This is a genomic window from Streptomyces sp. NPDC006997, from assembly GCF_040635175.1.
GTDB lineage: Bacteria > Actinomycetota > Actinomycetes > Streptomycetales > Streptomycetaceae > Streptomyces.
In genome coordinates this window covers 1-13368 of record NZ_JBEYHH010000041.1, presented here as the reverse complement: position 1 = coordinate 13368, position 13368 = coordinate 1, and the positions used below count along the sequence as shown (strand labels likewise).

Sequence of the window (13368 nt, the reverse complement as noted above, 5' to 3'; positions counted from 1 at the left end):
CGTCCCCGATGAGTGAGGTTCGCGATGTCCGTACGACATGTCCTCGCCGCCCTGACCCTGGTCCCGGCGCTGGTCCTCCCGGCCACCGCGCACGCCGCCACGGCGAACCACTCAGGCGAGAAGACCGCCGTACCACGACTGAAGCAGCAGACGCACTTCGACCTCCAGGCCCACCGCGGCGGCCTCGGCCTGACCACCGAGTCGACGTTGGAGGGCTTCGGCAAGGCCCTGCGCCTCGGCGTCTCCACCCTGGAACTGGACACCCAGATCACCAAGGACCGCAAGGTCGTCGTCACCCACGACCGCCAGGTCAACGCGCGGAAGTGCCGGGACACCGGCCCCGTCACACCGGGCGACCCGATGTACCCGTACGTCGGCAAGTACATCAAGGACCTGACGCTGGCCCAGGTCAGCACCATGGACTGCGGCTACCGGCAACTGCCCGGCCATCCGCGGCAGGAGCGGATCGCGGGCGCCCGGATGGTCGAGCTGCGGGACGTCCTGGGCCTGGTCAAGCGGTACAGGGCCCGGCAGGTCACCCTCAACGTCGAGACCAAGGTCGAGGCGGGCGCCCCCGAGCAGACCGCGCCGCGTGAGCTGTTCGTGCGCCGGGTGTTCGAGGAGATCCGCGCCTCCGGAATCGAACGGCAGGTGACCATCCAGTCCTTCGACTGGGGCGCCCTGAGGGCCATGCACGAACTGGCGCCCCGCTGGCCCCTGGTCGCGCTGACCAACCACGACTTCCTCCAGGTCGGCCAGCCCGGCGCCTCCCCCTGGCTCGGCGGCATCGACGCCGACGACTACGGCGGCGACTTCGTCAGGGCCGCCTCCGCCATCCCCGGCGTACGGGCCCTCTCCCCCAACTACGGCTTCCCGCAGAACGGCAGGATCGGCGACCCCGGCTTCCGCTTCTACCCGGACCGGGCGATGATCGACTCCGCCCATGCCCGCGGCCTGAAGGTCGTGCCGTGGACCTGCGACGACCCGGCCACCATGGAGGCGCTGATCGACCTGGGCGTGGACGGCGTCATCACCGACTACCCCGACGTGCTGCGGCAGATCATGGCCGACCGCGGGATGCGGTTGCCGAAGGCGTACCAGCCGCACCGGGCGTACCAGCCGCGCTGACCCGCCACCGCCGACTGGCTATCGTCGAGGTATGGAGTCGGTACGTGCCGTCCTGATCGACATCGACGGGGTCCTCACCGTGTCCTGGCAGCCACTGCCGGGCACGGTGGCGGCGTTGCGGGAGATCCGGGACGCCGGGCTCGCCGTGGCCCTGGTGACCAACACGACGTCCCGTACCCGTGCCTCGATCGCCTCGACCCTCTCGGACGCGGGCTTCCCGGTGGGCGCCGAGGACATCCTCACCGCGCCCGCCGTGACGGCCGCGTACCTGACCGGGAAGCTGCCCGGCGCCCGCTGTCTGCTGCTGAACCACGGGGACGTCGGGGAGGACCTGACGGGGGTGAGCGTCGTGGCCGGCCCCGGCGAGGACGTCGACGTGGTCCTCGTCGGCGGCGCCGGGCCGGAGTTCGGTTACGCCGCGCTGAACCGGGCGTTCCACCACCTCCGGCGCGGCGCCCGGCTGGTGGCCATGCACCGCAATCTGTACTGGCGTACGGAGCACGGTCTCGACCTGGACTCCGGCGCCTTCCTCGCGGGTCTGGAGGCGGCGGCGCGGACGGAGGCCGAGGTCACCGGGAAGCCGTCGCGCGCGTTCTTCGCGGCGGCCCTTGACCGGCTGGGCGCGGAGCCGGGCGAGGCGCTGATGGTCGGCGACGACGTCGAGTCCGACGTACTGGCCGCGCAGCGCGCCGGGATGACCGGTGTGCTGGTGCGGACCGGGAAGTACCTGCCGGAGACGGAGCGCGCGGCGGGCGGCACGCCGGACCACGTCATCGACTCCTTCGCGCAGCTGCCCGCGCTGCTGGGCCTGAGGGGCGGCGGCGGCGCGAACTAACGCAGCAACAGTTGCAGTCCGCCCACCACCGTCGCCGCGATCACGAGTTGTTCGAACAACCGCTGGTTGATCCGGTTCACAGCCCATTTGCCCAGCAACGCACCCGGCACCACGAAACCCACCAGCGCCGCGTCGAGCAGCAGCGAGTTCCCGTCGATCAGCCCGAGCCCGGCGCTGAAGGGCACCTTGGCGACGTTCACGATCAGGAAGAAGAACGCCGACGTGCCCAGGAAGCCCAGCTTCCGGAAGCCCGCCGACAGCAGGTACATCGCCATCACCGGGCCGCCCGCGTTCGCGACCATCGTGGTGAAGCCGCCCATCACACCGTACGAGCGGGCCTTGACGCGGCCCGCCCGGGTGATGACGGCGTCCGGGTCCGGCGCCCGCTCGGCCGTCCGCCGCCGCCACACCGTCACCCCGGCCATCAGCAGCAGGATCGCGCCGATCGAGGTCCGTACGATCCCGTCGTCCGCCCACAGCAGGAACAGCGTGCCCGCGACCACGCCCACCCCGACCGCCGGGAACAGCCGCACCAGCGTGGGCCAGTGGGCGTGCCGCCGGTAGACGAGGACGGCGAGGACGTCGCCGAAGATGAGCACCGGCAGCAGGATCCCGGTGGAGGCGCGGGCGGGCAGCACCGCCGCGAAGATCGCGAGGCTGACCGTGTTGGCGCCGCTGACGGCGGTCTTGGAGAAGCCGACGAGCAGGGCGGCCACGGCCAGCGCCGCGAACCCCCAGCCGGAAATGTGCCACAGCGTCATCGTGTCCATGCGGACACCGATGCTATGCCCACGCATGTGCCGACCGTAAGGACCGTCTCGCCAGACGGTTCCACACAGCGAGGGTCAGCGGGTCACCCCGCGTCCGCGTACCGCGCCCGCAGCTCCCGCTTCAGCACCTTCATGCTCGGCCCGAGCGGCAGTTCGTCGGTGAACCGCACCCGCCGCGGGTACTTGTGCCTGCCCAGCCGCTCCTTCGCCCACTCGGTGAGCGCGGCGGCGTCCGGTACGGCGCCGTCGTCACCCGGCCCGGGGACGACGACCGCGCACACCTCCTCGCCGTGCAGTTCGTCCGGCAGGCCGATCACCGCGACCTGGGCGACGCCGGGGTGCCGCATCAGGACCTCCTCCACCTCGCGCGGGTAGACGTTGAAGCCGCCGCGGATGATGACGTCCTTCTTCCGGTCGACGATCCGCAGGAAGCCGTCCTCGTCCTTGGTGCCGAGGTCGCCGGTGCGGAACCAGCCGTCGACCATCGCCTCCGCCGTGGCCTCGGGACGGCCGAGGTAGCCGGAGAAGACGTTGTGGCCGCGGATGACGACCTCGCCCAGCTCCCCCACCGGCAGCAGCTCGACCCGGTCGTCGGTCTCGGCGCGGGCGATCTCCGCCTCCACGCCCCACAGCGGGTGCCCGATGGTGCCGGGCCGGGTACCGAACCACGGCTGGTTGACGGTCGCCGTCGGCGAGGTCTCCGACAGCCCGTACCCCTCGTAGACCCGTGCCCGGAACGCCGCCTCGAACCGCTCCAGCACCGCCACCGGCAGCGAGGCGCCGCCCGAGATGCACACCCGCAGGTCGGGCAGGGCGTCCGCGTCGGCCGCGGCGGCGGCCAGCGCGACGAACATGGTGGGCACGCCGTGGAAGGTGTTGACGCCCTCCTCCACCATCAGCTCGATCGCGCGGGCGGCGTCGAACCGCGGCAGCAGCACGAGCGTGGCGCCCGCCCGCCACACCGAGTTCATGGAGACCGTCTGCCCGAAGGCGTGGAACAGCGGCAGCGCGCCCAGCGCGATGTCGTCGGCGCGGATGTCGTTGGAGTCGAAGGCGTTGACGGTCGCGTTCATCACCAGGTTGAAGTGGGAGAGCACGGCGCCCTTGGGTACGCCGGTGGTGCCGCTGGTGTAGAAGACGACGGCCGGGTCGTCGGCGTCGCGGGTCTCGTACGAGCGCAGGGGCTCGGCGTCCCCCGCGAGCCGCTCGAACTCCGCGCCCAGGGTGACCGTCCGCACCCCGACGGCCTCGGCGGCGGTCCCGCCGGTCGCGGCCTGCGCCGGGTGGCAGAGCAGCAGGGTGGCGCCGCTGTCCTTCAGGACGTGCTCGACCTCGCCGGGCGACAGCAGCAGGTGGACGGGGACGACGACGGCCCCGGCGGCGGCGATGGCGTAGTACGCCGCCGGGAACTCGGCGGTGTTGGGCGCCATCAGCGCCACCCGGTCGCCCGGCCGCACCCCGAGCCCGGCCAGCGCCCCGGCCTGGGCACGGGCCCGCTGCCACACCTCGGCGAAGGTCAGCCGCAGGTCACCCTCCACGAGGGCGGTCCTGTCGGGACGGCGCCGGGCGTTCTCGGCGAGGATGGCGGCGACGGAGAGGGTTGCCATGTGCGGGTGTGCTCCGTTTCTACGATCAGCGACTCATGCGGGACTCGACGGCGAAAGGCGGGGCGACGCCCCTGGGAGCGAGGCCGCTACGGGCAAGGCCGCTAGGGGCGAGGCCACTACGGGGCGCGCGGGGAACTGCGCGACCAGCCACCACGACACCCGCACCCGCACCCACACCCGCACCCGCACCCGCACCCGTCCACGGTGAAGAACCGGCACCCACCTACCCGCGCTCCACCAGCACCGCGCTCCCCTGCCCCACCCCGACACACATCGTGGCCAGCCCCCGCCCCGCGCCCGTCCGCCGCATCCGGTGCAGCAGCGTCGTCAGGATCCGCGCGCCGGAGCATCCCAGTGGATGCCCGAGCGCGATCGCGCCACCGCTGGGGTTGACCAGGTCGGAGTCGATCCCGAGCTGGTCGACGCAGGCGAGCGCCTGCGCGGCGAACGCCTCGTTGAACTCGGCCTCCTCGACGTCCCCGACGCCCCAGCCCACCCGGGCGAGCGCCTTGCGGGTGGCCGGGACGGGCCCGATGCCCATGACGTCGGGGTGGACCCCGGCGGAGGCCCCGGCGACGTACCGCCCCAGGGATTCGAGGCCGAGGTCGTTCAGCGCCTCCTCGCTGACGAGCAGCAGGCCCGCGGCGCCGTCGTTCATCGGGGAGGCGTTGCCCGCGGTGACGGTGCCGCCCTCTCGGAAGACGGGCCGCAGCTTGGCCAGCTTCTCGTAGGAGGTGTCCTCACGCACGCACTCGTCGCGGTCGACGACGACACCGTCGGGCCGGGTCACCGGCAGCAGCTCGTCGTCGAAGTACCCGTTCTTGCGGGCGTCGGCGGCCCGCTGGTGGCTGCGGAGCGCGAAGGCGTCCTGCCGGGCGCGGGATACGCCGTACCGTTCGGCGACCTCCTCGGCGGTCTCGCCCATGGACAGCAGCCCGTGGAGGTCGGCCATGCGCGGGTTGACCAGGCGCCAGCCGAGGCGGGTGTCGGCGGTCTCGATCCGGTGCGGCAGCGCCTCGTCGGGGCGGGGCAGGACGAAGGGGGCGCGGCTCATCGACTCGGAGCCGCCCGCGATCACGATGTCCGCCTCGCCCGCGGCGATGGTGCGGGCGGCGGCGGTGACCGCCTCCAGGCCGGAGGCGCAGAGCCGGTTGACGGTGGCGCCCGGCACGGAGTCGGGGAGCCCGGCGAGCAGGGCGGCCATGCGGGCGACGTTGCGGTTGTCCTCGCCCGACTGGTTGGCGGCGCCCCAGTAGACGTCGTCGATCCGGGCCGGGTCGAGCGTGGGCACCTCGGCGACGAGCGCGCGGACCACGGTGGCGGCGAGGTCGTCGGGGCGTACGGCGGACAGGGCGCCGCGGAGCTTCCCGATGGGGGTGCGGCGGGCGGACGCGAAGTGGACGGGACGCACGAGAAGAACTCCTGACCGACGCTGGGCTCCAGTGACCAGTGCTCCATGAACGGCAGCTTAATTAGCACTGCTAGTTTTGGACTATAGACCCCCGGGCGGCCCACTGGGAAGATCCGGGGGAGAACCTTCGGACCTTCACCGACGCCGCTGGAGACGATCAGATGACCGACGTCCGCGACCACACCCTGCACGGCACCCGCGGCGCGGTCACCGCCCGCGAGTGGCCGCACCCCGCGCCGCGGTACGTCGCCCTGCTGGTGCACGGCTACGGGGAGCACATCGGCCGCTACGCCGCACTGGCCGCCGTACTCACCGGGCACGGCGCGGCCGTCTACGGACCGGACCACGTCGGACACGGCAGGTCGGCGGGCGAGCGGGTGGTGGTCGAGGACTTCGAGGACGTCGTCACCGACGTGCACGCCGTCGCGGAACTGGCGCGCGCCGCGCACCCCGGTCTGCCCGTGGTGCTGGTCGGGCACTCGATGGGCGGCCTGGTCGCGGCCCGCTACGCGCAGCGGTACGGCGCCGAGCTGGCCGCCCTGGTGCTGTCCGGGCCGGTGATCGGCGCCTGGGAGACGCCGGGGCAGCTGCTGGCGCACGCGGAGCGGCACGGGGAGGTCCCCGACATCCCGGTCAGCCCGTCCGCGCTCTCCCGGGACCCCGGGGTCGGCCCGTCGTACGCGGCGGACCCGCTGGTCTGGCACGGCCCGATGAAGCGGCCGACGCTGGAGGCGTTCGTCCGCACCCTGGGAACCGTCGAGGAGGGCGGCTCCGTGGCCCCGCTGCCGGTGCTCTGGCTGCACGGCGCCGACGACCGCCTGGTCCCGCTGCCCGGCAGCCGCACCGGCGTCCGGCGGCTGGCCGGGGACGGCCCGCTCACCGAGCGGGTCTACGCCGGCGCCCGGCACGAGGTGTTCCTGGAGACGAACAGGGCCGAGGTGCACGCCGATGTGATCCACTTCCTGGACGGCGTGCTCACCGCCTGAGACCGGGTGGCGTTTGCGTCTTTTGACCATGGGCACCCGCGCCCCCATGGAGTGGTTGCGCAGTGCGGCCTGCGTGGGAGAGGACCCCGAGCTGTTCTTCCCCGTGGGCTCCAGCGGACCGGCGCTGCGGGACACAGCCGCCGCCAAGCGCGTGTGTGCCCGTTGCCCGGTGATCACCGACTGTCTGGTCTACGCGCTGGACAGCGGACAGACCTCGGGGGTGTGGGGAGGGACCTGTGAGGAGGAACGCGGCGAGCTGCTCCGTACCGCAAGAGCCGACGCCAGAAGGAGAAGCACGGTATGACTGTCGTCAAGAGCACGCTGTCCGAGGACGCCCGCCGGATCACCGGGGACGCGCTCCAGGGCACCCTCGTGGATCTCCTGGGCCTGTCCCTCATCGGCAAGCAGGCGCACTGGAACATCGTGGGGCCCCGGTTCCGTTCCATCCACCTCCAGCTGGACGAGGTGGTCGCGGCGGCGCGTGACTTCGCCGACACCGTCGCGGAGCGCTCGGCCGCGCTCGGCCTGCCGCCGGACGGCCGCCCGGAGACCATCGCCAGCACCTTCACGCTGCCGAGCCCGAAGGAGGGCTGGGTACGCGACAGCGAGGTCGTCGAGGTGATGGTCGAGGCCCTGGCGGCGGCGATCCAGCGGCTGCGGGAGCGGATCGACGCCACCGACAAGCCCGACCCGGTCACCCAGGACCTGCTCATCGGCATCACGGCCGAGCTGGAGAAGCAGCGCTGGATGTTCGACGCGGAGAACTGGCCCCGCGACGGCCACTGAGCCCACCGAACCGCACGCAGGCACAGAGACACGCAGGCGCAGAGAGGGGCACGCGATGACCGACGCCCTCGAACTCGACACGCTGTGGGAGGACTTCCACCGCGTGGTGAACATGACCTCCAGCGAGCTGGCCACCTGGCTGCGGGTCAGCGAGGCCGACGAGGACACCGAACCGCTGCCTGACCACGCGGGCGAACCGCTCGGGCAGCACGTCCTCGGCATCCTCCAGAAACGGCGCACGGACCTCACCGACGACGACATCGAGGTGATGTACGAGGTCGTCGACACCGTCAGCGCCGAGGCCGACCTGGAGAACGAGCCCGCCTCGGACGAGACCCGGCACCGGCACCGGCTGATGTCCCTCGGCCACGACCCGCTGAAGCCGTGACCGACGACCGGCGCGTGCTGCGCGAGCTGGTGGGCGCGCACGGACGGACGTACGCCGAGGAGGCGGGCGTCCGCCTGCGGGACACCCCGCAGCCGCTGTACCAGCTGCTGGTGCTGGCGCATCTGCTGAGCGCCCGGATCCGCGGCTCGGTCGCCGTCGCCGCCGCCCGCGAGCTGTACGGCGCGGGAATGCGCGACCCGAAGCGGATGGCCGACGCCACCTGGCAGCAGCGGGTGGACGCGCTGGGCCGGGGCGGCTACCGGCGCTACGACGAACGCACCGCGACCCAGCTGGGCGACGGCGCCGCCCTGGTCACCGAGCGCTGGGGCGGCGACCTGCGCCGGATGCGCGAGGCGGCGGACGGCGACGTGGAGGAGCTGCGCCGCCTGCTCCAGGAGATGCCGGGGGTGGGCCCGGCGGGCGCCGACATCTTCGTGCGGGAGGTACAGCGGGTCTGGCCGGAGTTCGCCCCGTACCTGGACGGCAAGGCACTCCAGGGCGCCGAACGGCTCGGCCTGCCGAAGGACCCCGGCCGGGTGGCGGAGCTCGCCGGTGACACGGAACCGGCGGTGCTCGCCGCCGCGCTGGTGCGGGCGTCGCTGGACAAGGAGGTGGTGGAGGACAGCCTCCACCGCGCCGCCTGACCAGCCCGGTCGGCTCGGGACTCAGGGAGAGCCGGGCGCGGGCAGCCGCAGCACGTGGGCGATGGTCCGCAGCACGCCGTTGTCGTTGTTCCCGGGCGCCAGGTGGCGGGCCCGGCGGACGACGTCGGGGTGGGCGTTGGCCACGGCGAAGGACCACTCCGCGGTGTCGAGCATCTCCAGGTCGTTGAGGTAGTCGCCGAACACCATGGTCTGCGCGGGCGTGATGCCGAGGTCGCGCTGGAGCCGACGGACGGCGGCGCCCTTGTCGGCGGTGCGGTTCATGACGTCGACCCAGTGCGCGCCGGAGACGACGACGCGGTGGGTGGCGGCGAAGGCCGCGAGCGCCGGTGCCGTGGTCCGCTCGGCGGGGCCGAAGTCGTACAGGGCGATCTTGAGGACGTCGTCGTCGACGGCGGTGACGTCCTCGACGACGCGGTGCTCGACGTAGTACCTGCGCACCTCGGCGAGGAACGCCTCGTCGGTCCGCTCGACGTAGGCGGACCGCTTGCCGCAGACGACGACACCGACGTCCACGCCGCCCGCGGCGAGCCGCCGGACGGAGTCCACGACCCGGGTGACGACGTCCGGGTCGAGCGGGTCGGAACTCAGCTCGACGCCGTCGCGGACGACGTAGGTGCCGTTCTCCGCGATGAACACCATGCCCCGCGCCGCCCGCTCGAACTCGCGTGCGAGGGTGGCGTACTGGCGCCCGCTCGCCGGGCTGAACAGCACCCCGCGCTCCCGCAGCTGCTCCAGGACGGTCCACAGCTCGCGTGGGGCGCGCTTGTCGTCGTCGAGGAGGGTCCCGTCCATGTCGGTGACGATGAGCCGGATGTCGACGGCGGCCCGGGCGGGATCGGCGTCGGACGGCGTGAGCAGCGGCGAGTCGGAGTACGGCATGGCCGCCCACCCTAACCGGACGCGCCCACGCTCCCCGCGTCGGGGCCGTTGCGCCGTACGCCCCGCGCACTGATCATGAGGGCGGCACCACGGACGCGAGGAAGGCGCACGACATGCCCGACATGCACGAGAGCCAGCCCCCTGCCGAGGGCGCCGCACGGCTGAACACCACCGTGGCGCACAACGCCCGCGTCTGGAACTACTGGATCGGCGGCAAGGACAACTACGCCGTGGACCAGCAGGTCGGCGACCACGTCGCCGCGATGTTCCCGCTGATCAGGGATGTCGCGCGGGCGGACCGGGCGTTCCTGGGCCGGGCGGTGCGGTTCCTCGCCGAGGAGCGCGGGATCCGGCAGTTCCTGGACATCGGCACCGGCCTGCCCACCGCGGACAACACCCACGAGATCGCCCAGCGCGTGGCCCCCGAGTCACGGATCGTGTACGTCGACAACGACCCGATCGTGCTGCTGCACGCCCGCACCCTGCTGACCGGCACCCCCGAGGGCGTCACCGCCTACATCGACGCGGACGTCCACGACCCGGACGCCATCCTGGAGCGCGCCGGAGCCACCCTGGACCTGTCCCGCCCGGTGGCGGTGATGATGCTGGGCATCCTGAACTTCGTCCTGGACACCGACGAGGCCCGCCGCATCGTCCACCGCATCACGGCCGCCCTGCCGTCCGGCAGCCACCTCGCCCTCACCCACCCCACCCATGAGCCGGAGCTGGGCGGCGCGGGCCAGCGTGCGGCGATGGCGTTCTGGAACGAGAACGCCACCCCGCCGATCACGGCCCGTGGCCGCGCCGAGGTCACCGGCTTCTTCGACGGCCTGGACCTCCTCGAACCGGGCCTGGTGTCGTGCTCGGCGTGGCGCACCGACCTCCAGGACCCGGCCCTGGTGCCGCAGTTCGGCGGGGTGGCCGCCAAACCCTGACGACCCGCCTGCCCCACTCTCCCCTCCCACTCCCGGAAAGTATGATCAGCCAATGTCTGACATGACCGAGACCACGACCGGCTGGCTCTCCCCGGACGAACTCGAGAGGGCACGCGCCCGGATGCCGATCCTGTACGTCGAGGCCGTACCGGTACGCGTCGACGACAGCGGCGAGGTCGCCAGCATCGGGCTGCTGCTGCGCATCGGGCAGGACGGCACGGTCAGCCGCGCCCTGGTCTCCGGCCGCGTCCTGCACCACGAGCGCGTCCGGGACGCCCTGCTGCGCCACCTGGAGAAGGACCTCGGCCCGGTGGCGCTCCCCCGCGTCCCCCCGTCCCTCCAGCCCTTCACGGTCGCCGAGTACTTCCCGACCCAGGGCGTCACCCCGTTCCACGACCCCCGCCAGCACGCGGTCTCCCTGGCCTACGTCGTCCCGGTCACCGGCGACTGCCGCCCCCGCCAGGACGCCCTGGACCTGGTCTGGTTCACTCCCCAGGAGGCCCTCTCCCCCACCCTCCAGAACGAGATGCCGGGCGGCCACGGCGTCCTCCTGAAGCAGGCGCTGGCCCACATGGGCCTGGCGTACTGACGGCACACGCCCGGCTGTTCCGACGATCCCGACGATCCCGACTAGAGCGACTCCAGCACGTTCCGCTCACTGTCGAGCACCAGGTGGTCACCGGGGTACGGCACCCACACGCCGTTCGGCCACGGGACGACCTCCACCGACCCCACGGTGTCCAGCGGGGTCCGCAGGTAGATCGCCTCCCCGTCGACCAACGGGAACGTGGTCCCGACCGGCTCGGAACACACCCCGACACGCTCCCCCGGCGCCGCCGAGAACCGCGGGTCCACGGCGCGGCGGTCCGGTCGGCGGCTGCGAACGCCGTGTCCAGTGGATCAACCCGGCGGATGGGGCCTGCCGTCCCGTGCCTGCCGCGTCCCCGACGCTCTGACCGACTTCATCCGTACCCGACTCGACCGGGAGTGACGCTTCCGATCGCGTGTCTGGCCCCCTGCGGAATGAAGCCGACGCTTCCGGTCAGCCCCGCACGTGCAGCCCGAAGCCCGTGCGGCCCGGGGGTTCCAGTCCTTCCTTCAGGCGCAGCGAGGGGATCTCGTAGTCACCGAAGTTCTGCCGCCGGAACGCGATCGGTTCGGTGGACTCCAGGGTGAGCAGGCGCCGCTCCCAGCTCTTGGCGACGGCCTGGTAGCCCTCCTCGTCCATCCGGTCGGCGCCGTACAGCACGAACGGCGGCAGGACCTCGATGCCGGGGTAGTAGAGGATGCCGTGGTGGATCGGGAACAGCAGGTCGTCTATAGGGCCGTTGATCCCACGGGCGGCGTAGTGCGCCTCGGGGCCGCCGACGGTCACCGACAGCAGGGCCTTCCGGCCCGCGAGGGTCCCCTCGCCGAAGCGCTCGCCGTACCGGGTGTCGCTGTGTTCGCCGACGCCGTACGCGAAGTGGTAGGTGAACACCCGGTCCACCCAGCCCTTGAGGATCGCGGGCATGGTGTACCACCACAGCGGGAACTGGAAGACGATCGTGTCGGCCCACAGCAGCTTCCGCTGCTCGGCGCGGACGTCGGCGGTGAGCGTCCCGGTGTCGAAGGCCCGGCCCGAGTCCAGGGGGACCTTCAGCGGGCTCGACGCGCTGGGACCGAAGTCCGCGGCGTCCACGACCGCCTTCCAGTTCATCGCGTACAGATCGCTCACCCGCACCTCGTGCCCGGCGCCCTCCAGCGTGGCGACCGCGAGGTCCTTCAACGAGCCGTTGAGGGACCCGGGTTCCGGGTGGGCGTAGACGATCAGTGTCTTCATCAGAACTCCTCGGGATCGACATCGGGGTCGGGACGGATGCCGTCGATCCTGGGCGGCGCGGCGTCCGGCGTTCAGGGACGGCGCAACCGTCGGACCGGACTTCCTGGTAGCGGCAGGGCCACCTTCACCTGCGACAGCGACGCCATACTGGGGCCATGGACGATCTCGCGGGCTTTCTGCGGACCCGGCGTTCCCGGGTCGATCCGGCGGCGGTCGGCATCCCGACCGACAGCCGCCGCCGGGTCGCGGGGCTGCGCCGCGAGGAGGTCGCTCATCTGTCCGGGGTCAGCGTCGACTACTACGTACGCCTGGAACAGGGCCGCGCGACCCAGCCCTCCGAGCAGGTCCTCGACGCGCTCGCCCGCGTCCTCGGCCTGGACGAGACCGAGCGCGGGCACCTCGACCGGCTCGCGCGGCAGCGCCGCCGCCGCGCGAAGACGCCGGGCGGGCGGCTGCGGCCGGAACTGCTGCGCGTCCTCGACCTGGTCGCTGACGCGCCCGCGTTCGTCATCAACCACCGCCTGGACGTGCTCGCCGGGAACCGGCTCGCCGGGCTCCTCTTCGGCCGACCAGTGCCGGGCCTGAACACCGCACGGCACATCTTCCTGGAGGAGGCGGGGCGCGGTCTCTACGCGGACTGGGAGACATGCACCCTCGACGTGGTCGGACACCTCCGCCTGGCCGCCGGCAAGTACCCCGAGGACCCGCGCCTGGCCTCGCTCGTCGGTGAGTTGGCCATGGGTAGCGAGCGGTTCCGCCGCCTGTGGGCCCGCGCGGACGTCCGCGCCCGCACGCATGGACGCAAGGCGTACCGGCACCCGCTGGTCGGCCTGCTGGAACTGCACCAGGAGAACTTCGCGCTGCCGGACGCATCAGGCATCGAGCTGCTGGTGCTGTCCGCGGCCCCCGGCACCCCGGCCGAGGACGGCCTGCGCCTGCTCGCGGGCCTGGACGCGGCGGGGCCGGGTTCGGATAGCTCCGAACCCGGCCCTTGCTCCACGACTGTCTCCAGTCGGGACGACAGGATTTGAACCTGCGACCCCTTGACCCCCAGGAGTAGGGGTCATCCCTTTTGTCCACACATACAGCTAGAAATCAGGGAGCATGGCGCGCGGCGACGTGCGTGCCGTTCAGGTGGGCGGACACCGTGTGGTCC

General features: G+C 72.5%; 16 protein-coding genes. 10 read left to right on the top strand and 6 right to left on the bottom strand.

What is annotated here, in order from left to right; genetic code table 11:
• Positions 1-24: 24 nt before the first annotated feature.
• Both ABZ659_RS30395 and ABZ659_RS30390 read left to right on the top strand, forming a co-directional pair.
• Positions 25-1128, top strand: a complete 1104-nt coding sequence (locus ABZ659_RS30395) for a glycerophosphodiester phosphodiesterase family protein (protein ID WP_360226198.1) — start codon at positions 25-27, stop codon at positions 1126-1128.
• A 31-nt stretch (positions 1129-1159) separates the two neighbouring features.
• Positions 1160-1963: an HAD-IIA family hydrolase gene (locus ABZ659_RS30390; RefSeq protein ID WP_360226195.1), complete on the top strand. Its 804-nt coding sequence runs from the start codon at positions 1160-1162 to the stop codon at positions 1961-1963.
• Here the strand turns inward: ABZ659_RS30390 and ABZ659_RS30385 are convergent.
• The 3 genes from ABZ659_RS30385 to ABZ659_RS30375 form a co-directional block, all read right to left on the bottom strand.
• On the bottom strand, positions 1960-2733 hold the full coding sequence (locus ABZ659_RS30385; RefSeq protein WP_360226296.1) for a sulfite exporter TauE/SafE family protein: 774 nt from the start codon (positions 2731-2733) through the stop codon (positions 1960-1962). The two genes, ABZ659_RS30390 and ABZ659_RS30385, sit on opposite strands and share 4 nt — an antisense overlap.
• Before the next feature lie 83 nt (positions 2734-2816).
• Complete coding sequence (locus tag ABZ659_RS30380) at positions 2817-4340, bottom strand: long-chain fatty acid--CoA ligase (protein WP_360226192.1); 1524 nt, start codon at positions 4338-4340, stop codon at positions 2817-2819.
• Positions 4341-4563: 223 nt separating this feature from the next.
• The gene (locus ABZ659_RS30375) at positions 4564-5751 is read right to left on the bottom strand and encodes a thiolase family protein (RefSeq protein WP_360226189.1); all 1188 of its coding nucleotides are present in this window, start codon (positions 5749-5751) and stop codon (positions 4564-4566) included.
• 161 nt (positions 5752-5912) lie between these two features.
• Here ABZ659_RS30375 and ABZ659_RS30370 point away from each other — a divergent pair, with 161 nt between their 5' ends.
• Genes ABZ659_RS30370 through ABZ659_RS30350 form a run of 5 tightly spaced genes read left to right on the top strand, consistent with a single transcriptional unit; the run spans position 5913 to position 8555 of the window.
• Positions 5913-6737, top strand: coding sequence for an alpha/beta fold hydrolase (locus tag ABZ659_RS30370; protein WP_360226186.1), 825 nt, complete (start codon positions 5913-5915; stop codon positions 6735-6737).
• A gap of 46 nt (positions 6738-6783) precedes the next feature.
• Positions 6784-7041: a WhiB family transcriptional regulator gene (locus tag ABZ659_RS30365; RefSeq protein ID WP_360226293.1), complete on the top strand. Its 258-nt coding sequence runs from the start codon at positions 6784-6786 to the stop codon at positions 7039-7041.
• Positions 7038-7523 carry a DNA starvation/stationary phase protection protein gene (locus ABZ659_RS30360; protein ID WP_360226183.1) on the top strand — a complete coding sequence of 162 codons (486 nt, stop codon included), beginning with the start codon at positions 7038-7040 and terminating at the stop codon, positions 7521-7523. Before ABZ659_RS30365 ends, ABZ659_RS30360 begins: the two co-directional genes overlap by 4 nt.
• Positions 7524-7578: 55 nt before the next feature.
• Positions 7579-7911, top strand: coding sequence for a DUF3140 domain-containing protein (locus ABZ659_RS30355; RefSeq protein ID WP_360226180.1), 333 nt, complete (start codon positions 7579-7581; stop codon positions 7909-7911).
• Positions 7908-8555 carry an endonuclease gene (locus tag ABZ659_RS30350; protein ID WP_360226177.1) on the top strand — a complete coding sequence of 216 codons (648 nt, stop codon included), beginning with the start codon at positions 7908-7910 and terminating at the stop codon, positions 8553-8555. The genes ABZ659_RS30355 and ABZ659_RS30350 overlap by 4 nt, the downstream gene beginning before the upstream one ends.
• Before the next feature lie 21 nt (positions 8556-8576).
• On the opposite strand, the gene ABZ659_RS30345 is transcribed toward ABZ659_RS30350, so the two are convergent.
• Positions 8577-9455 (bottom strand): Cof-type HAD-IIB family hydrolase, encoded by an 879-nt coding sequence (locus tag ABZ659_RS30345; protein WP_360226174.1) that lies wholly within the window; start codon positions 9453-9455, stop codon positions 8577-8579.
• Positions 9456-9577: 122 nt separating this feature from the next.
• On the opposite strand from ABZ659_RS30345, the gene ABZ659_RS30340 reads away from it, so the two are divergent.
• Positions 9578-10390 carry an SAM-dependent methyltransferase gene (locus ABZ659_RS30340; RefSeq protein WP_360226290.1) on the top strand — a complete coding sequence of 271 codons (813 nt, stop codon included), beginning with the start codon at positions 9578-9580 and terminating at the stop codon, positions 10388-10390.
• A gap of 52 nt (positions 10391-10442) precedes the next feature.
• Complete coding sequence (locus ABZ659_RS30335; RefSeq protein WP_360226171.1) at positions 10443-10979, top strand: NUDIX hydrolase family protein; 537 nt, start codon at positions 10443-10445, stop codon at positions 10977-10979.
• Between the two features lie 41 nt (positions 10980-11020).
• Here ABZ659_RS30335 and ABZ659_RS30330 read toward each other — a convergent pair whose 3' ends face one another.
• Both ABZ659_RS30330 and ABZ659_RS30325 read right to left on the bottom strand, forming a co-directional pair.
• Positions 11021-11203 carry a hypothetical protein gene (locus ABZ659_RS30330; protein WP_360226168.1) on the bottom strand — a complete coding sequence of 61 codons (183 nt, stop codon included), beginning with the start codon at positions 11201-11203 and terminating at the stop codon, positions 11021-11023.
• A gap of 229 nt (positions 11204-11432) precedes the next feature.
• Positions 11433-12212: an NAD(P)H-dependent oxidoreductase gene (locus tag ABZ659_RS30325; RefSeq protein WP_360226165.1), complete on the bottom strand. Its 780-nt coding sequence runs from the start codon at positions 12210-12212 to the stop codon at positions 11433-11435.
• A 155-nt stretch (positions 12213-12367) separates the two neighbouring features.
• On the opposite strand from ABZ659_RS30325, the gene ABZ659_RS30320 reads away from it, so the two are divergent.
• Positions 12368-13243, top strand: coding sequence for a helix-turn-helix transcriptional regulator (locus ABZ659_RS30320; protein ID WP_360226162.1), 876 nt, complete (start codon positions 12368-12370; stop codon positions 13241-13243).
• The last annotated feature ends 125 nt before the right edge of the window (positions 13244-13368 follow it).

Coding starts and splice junctions, on each gene's coding strand:
- ABZ659_RS30320 (WP_360226162.1), top strand. CDS start 12,368: ATGGACGATCTCGCGGGCTTTCTGCGGACCCGGCGTTCCCGGGTCGAT.
- ABZ659_RS30340 (WP_360226290.1), top strand. CDS start 9,578: ATGCACGAGAGCCAGCCCCCTGCCGAGGGCGCCGCACGGCTGAACACC.
- ABZ659_RS30390 (WP_360226195.1), top strand. CDS start 1,160: ATGGAGTCGGTACGTGCCGTCCTGATCGACATCGACGGGGTCCTCACC.
- ABZ659_RS30395 (WP_360226198.1), top strand. CDS start 25: ATGTCCGTACGACATGTCCTCGCCGCCCTGACCCTGGTCCCGGCGCTG.
- ABZ659_RS30355 (WP_360226180.1), top strand. CDS start 7,579: ATGACCGACGCCCTCGAACTCGACACGCTGTGGGAGGACTTCCACCGC.
- ABZ659_RS30335 (WP_360226171.1), top strand. CDS start 10,443: ATGTCTGACATGACCGAGACCACGACCGGCTGGCTCTCCCCGGACGAA.
- ABZ659_RS30365 (WP_360226293.1), top strand. CDS start 6,784: ATGGAGTGGTTGCGCAGTGCGGCCTGCGTGGGAGAGGACCCCGAGCTG.
- ABZ659_RS30345 (WP_360226174.1), bottom strand. CDS start 9,455: ATGCCGTACTCCGACTCGCCGCTGCTCACGCCGTCCGACGCCGATCCC.
- ABZ659_RS30385 (WP_360226296.1), bottom strand. CDS start 2,733: ATGGACACGATGACGCTGTGGCACATTTCCGGCTGGGGGTTCGCGGCG.
- ABZ659_RS30380 (WP_360226192.1), bottom strand. CDS start 4,340: ATGGCAACCCTCTCCGTCGCCGCCATCCTCGCCGAGAACGCCCGGCGC.
- ABZ659_RS30370 (WP_360226186.1), top strand. CDS start 5,913: ATGACCGACGTCCGCGACCACACCCTGCACGGCACCCGCGGCGCGGTC.
- ABZ659_RS30360 (WP_360226183.1), top strand. CDS start 7,038: ATGACTGTCGTCAAGAGCACGCTGTCCGAGGACGCCCGCCGGATCACC.
- ABZ659_RS30325 (WP_360226165.1), bottom strand. CDS start 12,212: ATGAAGACACTGATCGTCTACGCCCACCCGGAACCCGGGTCCCTCAAC.